Here is a 12,912-nt window from a genome sequence, read left to right as displayed (position 1 = left end):
ATGAGCGCGACCATCCGCGAGCGGGTCAATGAGGGCTTGAAGGCGGCGATGAAGTCACAGGACAAGCGCCGCATATCGACGCTGCGCCTGATCAATGCCGCGGTGAAGGACCGGATCATCCACAACCGCGGGGCCGGCAAGGGCGATGAGCTCGATGACGCGGAGCTCCTGGACATTCTCGCCCGCATGATCAAGCAACGGGAGGAATCACAGCAGGTCTACGAGCAGGCCGGCCGGCTGGAGCTCGCGGAGCAGGAGCGGGAGGAAATCGCGGTCATCCGCGAGTTCATGCCGCGGCAACTGAGCGAGGCGGAGGTGCAGACCGCCGTCGACGGCATCATCGCCGAGCTTGGTGCGAGCGGCCTCAAGGACATGGGCCGGGTCATGGCGGAGCTGAAATCGCGGCATGCCGGGGCGCTGGACGTGGCAAAGGCCGGAGCGATCGCCAAGGAGAAGCTGAAGTAGTGAGCGTCTCGGCCTTGTGGCAGTGGCAATACCCGCCAAGTTGAGCTATCGAGGCCACATCGCCTGGAGGTTATTTGTTGGAAATGCATTTTTTGAGGAATTGTGATGAGAAGATTGCCAGAGGGTCCGCGCGAGGTGGTTTCAACGCCGATTAAGGAAATTCTTCCCGCCAATCTCGTCCGTCTCGACGAATTGAGCAGCAATATTGCCATTCTCAACAGGCAATTGGAGATGGGGGTCAGGCCCAGCGGGGTGCTCATCAGCGAAACGGTCGGCAAGCTCAAAGAGACGACCAAGCCATTGGCGGTGCGAGCTCCGGACCTGGAGATGTCGCTTTATGGTGCACAGGTTGCCGCAGAGGTGAAGCGGCAAGCCATCAGCGAAGTGCGCCAACTCACCGAAAGCATCAAGGATACTGACGCGAAGCTTCGCGGCGAGCTGACCGCGCTCTTGCAGGGGAAGAGTGCCGATCAGGTGCAAGGCCTTCATCACTACCATGGGGCGGTGAGCACGGCGATGAGCAGGCTCGAGGCGATCGAGAAGCTGGCGGCCGAGAATGTGCCGGTGGAAGATCCGTTCCACAGGCCGCCGGATCCCGGTCATGCCGATGCTTCGGGAGCTACGGACTTTCATTCGATGCATTGAGACGGCTGGCCTACTTAGATGGGCTTGGACGTTGATCCGACACTCGCCGTCGATTAACCAGATTGCGCCGGACACAGGCGCGTGCTTGCGCTAGTCTGGCCGATCGACGGACGGGTGCCATGCGGTTTTCAGACAGTTTCCTCGACGAGATCCGCCAGCGTGTGCCGATTTCCCAGGTGGTGGGGCGCAAGGTCGTTTGGGACCGGCGCAAGTCCATGCCGCAGAGGGGCGACTATTGGGCCTGCTGTCCTTTCCACCAGGAGAAATCTCCTTCTTTCCATGCGGATGACCGGAAGGGTCGCTACCACTGCTTCGGTTGCAAGGCCTCAGGCGACATCTTCACCTTCTTGACCGAGAAGGAAGGCCTGAGCTTTCCCGAGGCGGTCGAGCGGCTGGCGGCGGAAGCCGGCTTGCCGATGCCCGAACCCTCGCCCGAGATGCGGCAGCGGGAGGAGAAGCGCACGAGCCTCATCGAGGTGATGGAGCTGGCGGCCCGCTTCTTCGAGGGGCAGCTGGCCGGGCGGGGCGGCGAGGGGGCCCGCCGCTATCTCGATAGCCGCGGCATGCGGGAGGACCTGCGGCGGCGCTTCCGCCTGGGCTTCGCCCCGGACGACCGCTATGCACTCAAGACCCATCTCGCCGAGAAGGGTGTCACGACCCAGCAGATGGTGGAGGCCGGGCTGCTGATTGCCGGCGACGACATCCCCGTGCCCTATGACCGGTTCCGCAACCGCGTCATGTTTCCCATCAATGATGCGCGGGGCAGGGTGGTGGCGTTCGGCGGCCGCGCGCTTTCGCCCACGGCGCAGGCGAAATATCTCAACTCGCCGGAGACGGAGCTCTTCCACAAGAGCGCGATGCTCTACAATCTCGACCGGGCACGGAAGCCCGCCTACGAGGCGGGCGCGATCGTGGTGGTCGAGGGCTATATGGACGTCATCGCTCTGGATGGCGTCGGCATCGACCATGTGGTTGCGCCCATGGGCACGGCGCTCACGGCCGAACAGCTGAAGCTGCTGTGGAAGGCCGCAGCCGAGCCGGTGCTGTGCTTCGATGGCGACGAGGCAGGCCTCAAGGCAGCCTACCGGGCCCTCGACACGGCGCTGCCGGAGCTGCGGCCCGGCTATTCCCTGCGGTTTGCCTTCCTGCCGGAGGGGCAGGATCCCGACGACCTGGTGCGGCATGGCGGCCCCGCGGCCATGCTGGGCGCGCTCGAGGCGGCGGTGCCGATGGCCGACGTGCTGTGGCGGCGGGAGAGCGAGGCGGCCGACCTGACGACGCCGGAGCGCCGCGCCGCCTTCGAGGCGAAGCTGGACGAGGCGGTCGAGCGAATCAGCGATGCGCGAATCAAGGCACATTACCGCAGCCATTTCCGCGAACGGCTAGCCGGCCTTTGGGGAGGGCGGCGCCAGCCGTTCGTGCCGCGGGGACGAGGCTACCGGGGGGCAGGGGCCCCTTCGAGCCTCGCGCGTTATCCCGGGGGCAATGTGGACCAGTGGCGGCGCGGCCGGGCGCCGCTGCCGCACTGGTTGCTGCCCTCAAGCCCAACGCCCGCCTTGCGGGCCCGTGTCGCGGCCACCGGAGGGGACGCCGCGGCCGGTGACCGGCGCGAGCGGCTGATCATGCTCACGCTTCTCAACCACCCGTATCTGATCGAGCCGAATCCCGAGGCTGTGGCAGAGCTGGAGCTGTCAAGCCCGGTTCTTGACAGGCTGCGCCGCGAAATCCTAGATATCGCCGCTTTGGTGGAAGGCCTTGACAGGACAGAATTGCGGAACCACCTCACGGCGAGAGGTTACGCGGAGGTCCTCGCAAGGCTCGAGTCCGGATTCACGCATCGTAGCGATTGGTTTGCGTTTCCAGATGCTGCCGCTGAGGATACGTCCGTTGCTTGGCTCCATATGGTCGCGTTGCACAGGAAGGCCGGTATATTGCGTCGAGAGCTAGCGGATGCAGAACGGGCCTTTGCGGAGAACCCTACGGAGGAGACAGAACTGCGGTTGAACGAAGCCAGCGCCCAATTCCGATCGACATTCGGCGAGGAGGCCGCGATCGAGGGGTTCGGGGAGGCTTCGGGTCGGCAAGGGGGATCTGCCGTTTAGACCGCAATGGCGGGATTGCGGCCCCATGATGCAAATGGCAGGGCTGGGCGACGGGTGGCCGGAGCGAGGCCGCGGTAGCTGTTGTGTTTAGGCAAGTGTGCCCCCGCGCGGGGCGCCAATCGCGATGGAAACAGTGGGCGTCTTCCCCTTGGCGGGCAGGCGAGCATAGGTCGGCGGAGACGAACGGATGAGCACGAGCACGGCGGAAGAAGCGGAAGTCCAGGAAAGCGTGCCGGAGAACCAGGACGGTCCGCTGCTGGATATGTCCGATGCCGCCGTGAAGCGGATGATCAAGCTCGCCAAGCAGCGCGGCTATGTGACCTATGACGAGCTGAACGAGGTGCTGCCCTCGGAAGAGGTCTCCTCAGAGCAGATCGAAGACATCATGGCGATGCTCTCTGAAATGGGCATCAACGTGGTGGAGAGCGAGGAGGAGACCGAGGAGGCTCTCGAGGCGGCCGACAGGGTCGAGGCGGCCTTGCCGGTCAAGCGCGAGCGCGCCGCCACGGAGCCGGTCGAGCGCACGGACGACCCGGTGCGCATGTATCTGCGCGAGATGGGCTCGGTGGAGCTCTTGTCGCGCGAGGGCGAGATTGCGATCGCCAAGCGGATCGAGGCCGGCCGGGAAGCGATGATCGCCGGGCTGTGCGAGAGCCCGCTGACCTTCCAGGCCATCATCATCTGGCGCGACGAACTCAATGAGGGGCGCGTGCTCCTGCGCGACATCATCGATCTCGAAGCGACCTATGCGGGGCCCGACGCCAAGGCACCAATCGCCGCGCCCGTCGAGGGCGGCAGCGGCAATGGCGCTGCGGCACCGACGGCCGCGCCGCCGGAGGAGCGGCCGCTGGACGAGGAGGGCATGGAAGGCCTCGAGGGCGCGCTCGACGAGGATGACGAAGATCCCGACGAGAACAGCGTCTCGCTGGCGGCCATGGAGGCGGAGCTCAAGCCGAAGGTGCTCGAGACCTTCGACAACATCGCCCAGAACTATAAGAAGCTGCGCAAGCTGCAGGACCAGCTGGTCGAGCAGCATATGCAGGCCAATGCCCTGTCGCCAGCCCAGGAGCGGCGCTATGCCAAGCTGCGCCAGGACATCATCGTGGATGTGAAGAGCCTGTCGCTCAACAACAACCGCATCGAGAACCTGGTCGAGCAGCTCTATGACATCAACAAGCGGCTGTTGTCGCTGGAAGGCCGGCTCATGCGCCTGGCCGAGAGCTATGGCGTGCCGCGCGACGAGTTCCTCCGCGAGTACCAGGGATCGGAGCTCGATCCGCGCTGGCTGCAGCGCGTGTCGAAGCTCACCCGCAAGGGCTGGCGGGAGTTCGTGGCCGAAGAGAAGGACACGATCAAGGACCTGCGCAGCGAGATCCATCACCTGGCCAGCGAGACGGGGCTCGAGATCCCGGAATTCCGCCGCATCGTGCACATGGTGCAGAAAGGCGAGCGCGAGGCGCGCATCGCCAAGAAGGAAATGGTCGAGGCCAATCTGCGGCTGGTGATCTCCATCGCCAAGAAATACACCAACCGCGGCCTGCAGTTCCTGGACCTGATCCAGGAAGGAAATATCGGCCTGATGAAGGCGGTGGACAAGTTCGAGTACCGCCGGGGCTATAAGTTCTCGACCTATGCCACCTGGTGGATCCGGCAGGCGATCACCCGTTCGATCGCCGACCAGGCACGGACGATCCGTATCCCCGTGCACATGATCGAGACCATCAACAAGCTGGTGCGCACCGGGCGGCAGATGCTGCACGAGATCGGGCGCGAGCCGACCCCGGAGGAGCTGGCCGACAAGCTCGGCATGCCGCTGGAAAAAGTGCGCAAGGTGATGAAGATCGCCAAGGAGCCGATCTCGCTGGAGACGCCGATCGGCGACGAGGAGGATAGCCACCTCGGCGACTTCATCGAGGACAAGAACGCGATCCTGCCGATCGACGCAGCGATCCAGAGCAATCTGCGCGAGACGACGACCCGGGTGCTGGCCTCGCTCACCCCGCGCGAGGAGCGGGTGCTGCGCATGCGCTTCGGCATCGGCATGAACACCGATCACACGCTCGAGGAGGTCGGCCAGCAGTTCTCGGTGACGCGCGAGCGTATCCGCCAGATCGAGGCCAAGGCGCTGCGCAAGCTCAAGCATCCAAGCCGCAGCCGGAAACTCAGGAGCTTCTTGGATAATTGATGGACAGCTGCGGCCGGCGGTCGAGACTGGGGAAAGCAATCCCCCAGCTCTTGACCAAGTGCGTCCTTTCCGTCAGATGGCGGTCATGACTGACGCACGCATCAAATCAATCCAGCTGGTCACCCGCTACTACGACGCCTTCAATCGCGGCGACATAGAAGGCATGCTTGCATGCCTCGCCGACGATGTGGTCCATGACGTGAACCAGGGCGGCCAGCGCCAGGGCAAGGCCCTGTTCCGGGAATTCTGCGAGCACATGGCCCGGTGCTACAAAGAGCACCTGGATGATCTCGTGGTGATGGCCAGCGATGACGGCCGCCATGCCGCCGCCTCGTTCACCGTGAACGGCCAGTACCTGGCCACCGACGAGGGCCTGCCGCCGGCGCGCGGGCAGACCTATCGGCTGCCGGCGGGCGGATTGCTGGAGATCGCCGACGGGGCGATCACCCGGATCGCCACCCATTACAACCTCAATGACTGGATCGCCCAGGTGGAGGGCCGAGGGTGAGCCTCTCGGTGAGGACACTGACCGGCACCGAGGTGCTGTCGGTGATCGAGGGGCTGGCGCGGCTGCGGATTCAGGTGTTCCGCGAGTTCCCTTACCTCTATGACGGCGACTTGGCCTACGAGGAGCGCTATCTCGCCAACTATGCCAAGTCGCCCAATGCGGCCGTCGTCACCGTGAGCGACGATGCATTGCCTGAAGAACAGCAGCTGGTGGGCGCCGCCACCTGCGTGCCGCTGGTGGACGAGCCCGATACGTTCCGCGCGCCGGTTGCAGCCGCCGGCATCGACATATCGCAGGTCTGCTATTTCGGGGAATCAGTGCTCGATCCGGCCTATCGCGGCCGCGGGATCGGCCACATGTTCTTTGACGGGCGGGAGGCGCATGCCCGCGCCTTGGGCCTGCCCATCACCATGTTCTGTGCGGTGATCAGGCCGGCTGATCATCCGTTGCGGCCAGCCGGTTACCGGCCGCTCGACCCGTTCTGGCGCAAGCGCGGGTATGTGGAGCTGCCGGGCGTTGTGGCGCGGCTCGCGTGGAAGGATCTCAACTGCGAAGCCGAGACCGTGAAGGAACTTCAGTTCTGGGAACGCGCGGCGCCATGACTTGAGGCTGCCTGCGTTGCGCTCTCGAGGGATTGCGCGGCCAGGCCGGCGGCGATGGCTTGCGCCAGCGGCCGCGGCGCCTTCTGGTTGGACTGGTTGAAGACGATATCGGTGAGCAGCTGGGAATAGGGCCGGAAGATCTGGTTCGCCACGACGCGCAACGTGGTGAAAAAGTCCTGGGCGTGCGCGGCATCCCTGCGGATATCGGCGATCCGATCAAGGCTGAGCAGGCGGTCGAACGTGGCTTCGTTCGGCCGGGCTGCCCGATCTGCGGCATCGAGCCTGCGCAGCCAGAAATGGGCGGCCTCGCCGCTCTCCGCGATGGCATCGAGAAGCGCGCAGCGCAGCGCGTGGCGCTGCTCGCGCCCGGCCGCTATCGCCAGGCGCACCTCTTGTTCGAAGTGAGGGTTTTCCGTTCCGCTAACCCTTACCAGCCTCTCGATCGTGAACAACTGCCGAAAGGTGTTGATCTTGGCCTCGGTATAGCGGCGCAAGAAATGCTGAGCCTTGGTCGCGACCGGCGTGCCCATACCGGCGCCCTCCTGAGCAGTGTGGAGACCTGGTCAGGATAAGCGCCGCGGGGTAACAACCAGTTACTGCATTTCTTTCTGATGCAATCTTAGCGTTTATCTAATCTCCCAGGTGACATTCACCTGGATGGACACGACCTGCTCGCCCTGGGCGATCGGCACGGCTTGCGCGGCTGCCTTCATGTCGAACGCCTCGCGCCGCATCATAGGTACCGGCGGAAAACTGCGGCCGCCCTCGACCACCGCGTGGATCGGCCCCAACTGGAAGCCGCCGGCCTGAGCGTAAAGCTCGGCCTTGGCCCGGGCATCGGCAATGGCCAGCTTGCGCGCCTCGTTCTCCAGCTTCTCGGGTTCCGACAGGCCGAAGCTGATGCCGTTGATCTGGTTCGAGCCGGACGCGACGACCTTGTCCAGAACCGCGCCCAGCTTGCCGAGATCGTGGATGCGGACGGAGACCTGGTTCGACACCTCGTAGCCGTCGATGGTCGGCGGACCGCTGTTGTCCTTGGGATAAACGTAGCGCGGATTGACCGAGAAATTGGAGGTCTGGATGTCCTTTTCGGCGATGCCCTCGGCCTTCAGGGACGAGAAGACTTCGGCCATGGCGGCATTGTTGGCCTTGACGGCTTCGGCGGCGGTCTTGGCCTGGTGGACGACGCCGATGGTGATGGTGGCTTCATCCGGCGCGGCGCGCACCTCGCCGGTGCCGACGAGGCTCAGGGTCCGGATCTGATCCTCGGATTGGGTATCCTGGGCCCGAGCGGGGACGGCGGCAACCACGCCCATGAGCAGACCGGCTGTCAAAACCAAGGGCAACAGCCCGCGACCACCTTGAAACAGGGAAGACATGGCAACACTCTCAATAGAAATACGGGACGGGGAGAATTGCGGCGGAATAAGTCCATTCTGCGGCATCCGAGGGCGGGGCGCAAGGAAGGGCAGGACCTGCTGGCTCCTTCGCGATGCAGACCTTTCCGCCGCGGCCGTTTTGGTGTAGCCAGGGGAAATGCTTCGGCCGGGTCGCGGCATGCGCGCACCCGCCCGGGGGCCTGTAGCTCAATTGGTCAGAGCCGGCGGCTCATAACCGCTTGGTTGGGGGTTCGAGTCCCTCCGGGCCCACCATTCCCTTGGAAATCAACGATTTAGAGCACGACCTTCGTGCCACTGGGGTGTTTGCCACGGCCAGCATGCTTTGGCTCCCGGTTGGAAACCATGGTCACTTGCGTGGCTGATCGTCACATAAGCTGCCAAGCCCGGCTTTAGCCGGAAAATCGCCTTACCCTCTTCCAGGCTTTCCGAATGTTGCACATGCGTATTGCAACATGATGGACGACATGAGCGATCCTGCGCAGGCTTCCCCGCCGTTGAACAGCGAGGCACAATCCCACCACGAGAAGGGACCGGAGGGCGGTTCAAGATCCGAATGGCGCGACGCGCTGGTCGGCGATCTCAGCCGCGCTCTCAGTTGGGTGGACTGGGAGGTCCCGCGCAGCCAGGCGATGTCAGCCACAGCCGCGCTGACCGAGATCAATGACAGCGATCCTCATGTCCGGATCGATCCGCGCGTCCTAGGTGCCCGTGTCGCATTGGGCAGCGCAGGGATCGCGCAGATCTTCTCAACCCGGGACGGCCACTCCATCGATCAGGCAGCGCTGCTGTACAACAATGTCAAGCCGCAGGAGATATCGTTCGATCTCAGCTCCCCCAGCAGGTTATCGGTTCTCCGCAAGACCTTCCTCGAGGCGCTCGCACGGGAATGGCGGAAAACGCAGATCTTCAGCTTCGATGAGCTGGAAGGAGATCCTGCCGCTCCCCCGCTTTTCAAGCATGCAACGATCCTCAATGCGGCCGGCAAGACGATCGCGGAACTCGCCGACGATGCGAGCCTCGTGCATACCCCGGGACTGGACGGACTGAGCGACGAAGACCGCCGGGACTTGCTCGCGGAGTGGGCCCGGGACAACGGCCTCGATGTTCACCATACCATCGGCACGATCGAATTCTCGCTCGCCTCTGTTCTTGCGCAAAGGGCGATCAGCCGCGGCGAGGCGCCGCCGGAGGTGCTCGTGGACCGCGAAAGCCTGCTCAAGGCTTTCCAGGACGAGATCATCCGCTGGCAGGAGCATCCGCGGGACAGCTTCAACCCTTTGGTGCAGGCCGCATTTCATTTGGCAAGCTCAAGCGGTGAGCCGCCCAACCGAAAGGATCCAAAGGCATCGCTGAAGCAGGCGGTGTCGAGCTTCGCCGAGCGATGGAACGCCAATTTCGGAAAGCCACCAAGCTTCGACCGTGCAGCGGCCGCGCTCGACATCCTGCAACGAGAAACGGGGCAATCACGGGACGATCTCGAATATGAGGAGACGGATTTTTCCGCGCTCCACGCTTTCGGGGTGACCGAAACCGTCCGCGTGACACCGCTCGCGCGGTTTCTCGAACTCGCCGATCGGCCGGGGGTGGGGCACGTGCTCGCTCTCCGCTGCGAGCATGATGAACACCATCATCATCACGTGATCAATCCGCGCGCCGACCTGCAACGCGCCGAGGAAACGTTCAATGCTTCCCTGCCGCAACAGGCCTGGGTCATGGCCCGCGCGAAGGAAAATCTGCGGCTGGGGGGCAAGATGCCGACGCCTGATGACATCAGTGCCGAGGCCGGGCGCATCGTTGCCGACTATGAAGCGGAGACCGAGGGCCATCGGGACCTCATCCGCGGGCTCGAGTTCCTGAAGAACTGGTATATCAGCCAGATCCCCATTGTCGGCGGCATCTACAACATCGAGGAGGGGATCCGCCACGACGACATCAAGCAGATCATCGGTGGGGCGTTGGCGCTTACCGGCGAGGCCGCCGTCGCCATGGTGGCGCGGCGCGGCGGCATGGCCTTCGAGGTCACGTCCGAAGCAGAAGCCGGGGGGAGCATGCCGTCCGCACCGGGCGACCTGAGCTCGCCCTCACTGGACATCACCTCCGTGGAGGGGCAGTTCAGCGAGGCGCAGCCGGGCCAGCCGTTTTCGGATATTCCTCGCCGGTTTCTCTCCCTGTCGCACGGCGAGCGCAGGACGTGGGATCATCCGGTCACGGGCGAGACGTTGACGGTTACGAGGATCAAGAGCACGGGAGAGATCGTTGCGCTGCGGAGCGTGCCCGGCCAGCAGCGAACCTACCAGGCCGTGGACTGGATCAACGGCGAGGCGCAGCGGGGATCGGAGCTCAAGGCCTATCATATGGATCCGCAAAGCGGGCTGATCGAGAAGGGCGGCGGGCTGAAAGGTGGCGGAATATGCTGCTCTACCGCCGCCGTGGCGCCATCGCGGTTCGGCGAAGGCCGTTTGCCCCCGTTTCCCGAAAGAATGAGGCCGTTGGTCGAGAAGGCACAACCTGTCCTCGCGGCTGTCGGGAAGTCGGACGCCTTGGCACCCGAGCGTTCCGCGTTCCTCAACGACTTCGCCGGCCTGAACCGCTTGCCCGCTGGTTGGGACGACCCTGCCGCCCGTCCACTCGAAACGGAGCAGCCGTTGGCCATCAACGGGCCCAGCCCGGAAACGCTGAGGCAACAGGGCATCTATGCCGGATTCAAGTCCATAGGCCCGACTTATCAATACGAGGGCCGATATTGGTCGATCATTCCCGGACCGGTCGAGGAAATGCGGAGCTATCGCGCACGAGCGGCGGCGGACGCCTGGAACAGGACCTATCAGAAGTATGGATTCGGCTCCGCGGAAGCATATGAGCTGAGTGACGGGGAATATGCCCTGAGCACGCCGCCGATTCCCGTGGTGGAAGGCGTCTCTCGCGCGCGGAACACGCCGCAAGGCTCCTACGGAGAGCCGCCACTGAGCGGGGCCGCCAACCTGATCGATGCGGATGAACTCATCTTGCTCCCTTCGCCCACGACCGGCGACGTCGCCGACAGGGCGGTGATCGAAGCCGGCGGCCATCGTCTTCAAGGAAACGTGTATTGGTATGGGGCAGAGTATTGGACGTTCCAGAGCGGACTGGATGTGGGCGAGCGCTATGTCCATGCGGTGGAATTCGCGCGCGCGTGGGACCGGACCTTTGCAGAGGCTGCCGGCAGCAAAGCGGTGGTCAAGGTGCTGTGGAACGACGGCTCGGTTGCAGTCCTCACCAAACCGGTGAGCCCCGCAATCCTGGCAGAGGTGCATACAGAGGTTGCCATTGCGGACGCCGCGCCGGTTGGTCCGGAGGCGCTTGCTGCCGAGCTTTCCCCGGGCGACAACACAGCCCATTTCAAGCCGGGTGGCCAGGGTGGGCAGTCGAGCGCCGCGTCTTCCGGCCCAGGCGGCCAAGCCGCCATGTCGGTGGATGCGATTGTGGAACCGGAGCCCTCGATGACGGCCGACGGCTCGCGCCAAGCATTCTGGATGTAGAGCCTCAAAAGGGTTTCCGCTCCAAGTTCCTGCTTGGCCGCGTTTTCTTCACGGGAACCGGCATCCACTCCGCTCGAAAAATGCTCTAGGCGATGCCCAGCAGTTTCTGCGCATTGGCCCCGGCAATCCATTGCTGCTCGACCGGGTTGAGACCGGAGAACGCCATTGCCGCCTGCAGGCGTTCCGGTACCGACCTCTCGACAAAGATCGGCCAGTCCGTACCGGCAAGAACATGGTCTGCGCCCAACAGATCCACGGCGCTGCGGATCAGCACCGGGCTGAGCCCCATTGTATCGATATAGACGTGCCGGCGGCTTAGCTCCGGCGTGTCGCTCCGGAGGCCGAGACCGTCTCCGAACCCGCCCGCGAGCAGAACCGTGCCGATCGCAAGGGTCGTAACCACAATGCGCAGGCCCGGCAGCTCATCGAAGGTGCCACTTTCGATGAGCGCGACGAGCGCTGCCGAATTGATGGTCCCCCGATTCAAGGTCGTTCCCAGTCGTCCATAGCGCGCAAGGCGCCTGCTCAGCTGCGGGTCTGAGATCGGATGAACGAAAACCGGTACACCCAGCGTGGCGGCCGCGGTGAGTGTTGGGCGTGCTTCTGGTGCGTCGAGCAGAAGGTCTTTCTTGGCCGCCTCTAGAAAGACGCCGCGCAGCCCCAACTCGCGCACGGCACGGGTCAGTTCTTGCGCGCCCGCATCTCCGTTATAGGCGTCCACCGTGGCCAACCCGTAGAGACGTCCGGGGTTACGTCCCACAAGCTCGGCGAGCTGGTCGTTGGCACGCCTTTCTGCGTCCGGCGGTATCTCACCATCTGCACCGCGAATGAACTCCAAGGGCGTGCTCACGACACGGGCGGCGACGCCTGCCGTTTCAATCGACGACAGCAGCGCCTGCACATCAGAGAGATTGCGGTTGACCTGCTGCCAGCGTGCTTTCTGGGCGGCGGGTGCGGCTGCGCCAGCGTTGGAGGTGAACGCAGAGCCGACGAAATGGCTGTGGAAATCGATGACCTCTAAAGCGCCGCTCGTATTGGTGGCGCCGGAAGCCGCCCGGGCGGGGATACCCGTGACCAGCGCTGCTGCCCCGGCACCGGCCAGAAGTTTGCGCCTGCCCCTATTCTGAGGCTCCATGGCAGCGATCTCCCGGGTAACGCGATTGGAAGCATTTCCAAGCCAACGCCGGGATCATGCTCCCTAACCGATGCGTCGTCTAGCAACATCCCGCAGCTGCAGCCACATCATCAAGTCCTTCGCGCATGAGAGATTTGGCGGGGAAGTGGCCCCAAGCCTCCTTATGAGGCCCTGAGGCCTTGGCGGCCCTGCTGGAGCAGTGGCGGCCTGCCTGAACGCAGGAAAAGACAGGCCGCCACCTTCAACCAGCCAGCCTCCCCTACGAGCGGGCAGGTTGAGACCCGTTCGTAAGCTGGCTGATCGATGGGGATGTCTCGATATGATCCATATCGATCCCCGCCTGCGTCGTCCG

The 12,912-nt window shown here is 64.1% G+C and carries 10 protein-coding genes and 1 tRNA gene; 8 read left to right on the top strand and 3 right to left on the bottom strand.

Annotated features, from left to right (window positions below; translation table 11 throughout):
- The 6 genes from E4P09_RS25000 (at nucleotide 1) to E4P09_RS24975 (ending at nucleotide 6,507) form a co-directional block, all read left to right on the top strand.
- Nucleotides 1-465, top strand: coding sequence for a GatB/YqeY domain-containing protein (locus E4P09_RS25000; RefSeq protein ID WP_137392392.1), 465 nt, complete (start codon nucleotides 1-3; stop codon nucleotides 463-465).
- A 105-nt stretch (nucleotides 466-570) separates the two neighbouring features.
- Nucleotides 571-1,110, top strand: coding sequence for a hypothetical protein (locus tag E4P09_RS24995; protein WP_137392391.1), 540 nt, complete (start codon nucleotides 571-573; stop codon nucleotides 1,108-1,110).
- Between the two features lie 119 nt (nucleotides 1,111-1,229).
- Complete coding sequence (dnaG, locus tag E4P09_RS24990; protein WP_137392390.1) at nucleotides 1,230-3,212, top strand: DNA primase; 1,983 nt, start codon at nucleotides 1,230-1,232, stop codon at nucleotides 3,210-3,212.
- Between the two features lie 187 nt (nucleotides 3,213-3,399).
- Nucleotides 3,400-5,397 carry an RNA polymerase sigma factor RpoD gene (rpoD, locus tag E4P09_RS24985; protein WP_137392389.1) on the top strand — a complete coding sequence of 666 codons (1,998 nt, stop codon included), beginning with the start codon at nucleotides 3,400-3,402 and terminating at the stop codon, nucleotides 5,395-5,397.
- A gap of 100 nt (nucleotides 5,398-5,497) precedes the next feature.
- The gene (locus E4P09_RS24980; protein WP_428977741.1) at nucleotides 5,498-5,905 is read left to right on the top strand and encodes a ketosteroid isomerase-related protein; all 408 of its coding nucleotides are present in this window, start codon (nucleotides 5,498-5,500) and stop codon (nucleotides 5,903-5,905) included.
- Nucleotides 5,902-6,507, top strand: coding sequence for a GNAT family N-acetyltransferase (locus tag E4P09_RS24975; protein ID WP_137392387.1), 606 nt, complete (start codon nucleotides 5,902-5,904; stop codon nucleotides 6,505-6,507). Before E4P09_RS24980 ends, E4P09_RS24975 begins: the two co-directional genes overlap by 4 nt.
- On the opposite strand, the gene E4P09_RS24970 is transcribed toward E4P09_RS24975, so the two are convergent.
- Both E4P09_RS24970 and E4P09_RS24965 read right to left on the bottom strand, forming a co-directional pair.
- The gene (locus E4P09_RS24970; protein ID WP_137392386.1) at nucleotides 6,480-7,037 is read right to left on the bottom strand and encodes a phosphonate C-P lyase system protein PhnG; all 558 of its coding nucleotides are present in this window, start codon (nucleotides 7,035-7,037) and stop codon (nucleotides 6,480-6,482) included. The genes E4P09_RS24975 and E4P09_RS24970 overlap by 28 nt on opposite strands.
- Before the next feature lie 96 nt (nucleotides 7,038-7,133).
- Nucleotides 7,134-7,886 carry an SIMPL domain-containing protein gene (locus tag E4P09_RS24965; RefSeq protein ID WP_170984641.1) on the bottom strand — a complete coding sequence of 251 codons (753 nt, stop codon included), beginning with the start codon at nucleotides 7,884-7,886 and terminating at the stop codon, nucleotides 7,134-7,136.
- A gap of 196 nt (nucleotides 7,887-8,082) precedes the next feature.
- On the opposite strand from E4P09_RS24965, the gene E4P09_RS24960 reads away from it, so the two are divergent.
- Nucleotides 8,083-8,159, top strand: a tRNA-Ile gene (locus E4P09_RS24960).
- Between the two features lie 212 nt (nucleotides 8,160-8,371).
- Nucleotides 8,372-11,425, top strand: coding sequence for a hypothetical protein (locus tag E4P09_RS24955; RefSeq protein ID WP_137392384.1), 3,054 nt, complete (start codon nucleotides 8,372-8,374; stop codon nucleotides 11,423-11,425).
- An 85-nt stretch (nucleotides 11,426-11,510) separates the two neighbouring features.
- Here E4P09_RS24955 and E4P09_RS24950 read toward each other — a convergent pair whose 3' ends face one another.
- Complete coding sequence (locus tag E4P09_RS24950) at nucleotides 11,511-12,560, bottom strand: amidohydrolase family protein (protein ID WP_137392383.1); 1,050 nt, start codon at nucleotides 12,558-12,560, stop codon at nucleotides 11,511-11,513.
- Nucleotides 12,561-12,912 lie beyond the last annotated feature (352 nt).

The organism is Rhodoligotrophos defluvii (genome assembly GCF_005281615.1).
GTDB classification, from domain to species: Bacteria; Pseudomonadota; Alphaproteobacteria; order Rhizobiales; family Im1; genus Rhodoligotrophos; species Rhodoligotrophos defluvii.
The sequence above is the reverse complement of the archived record's forward strand: the minus strand, read 5'-3'. Positions and strand labels throughout refer to the sequence as shown.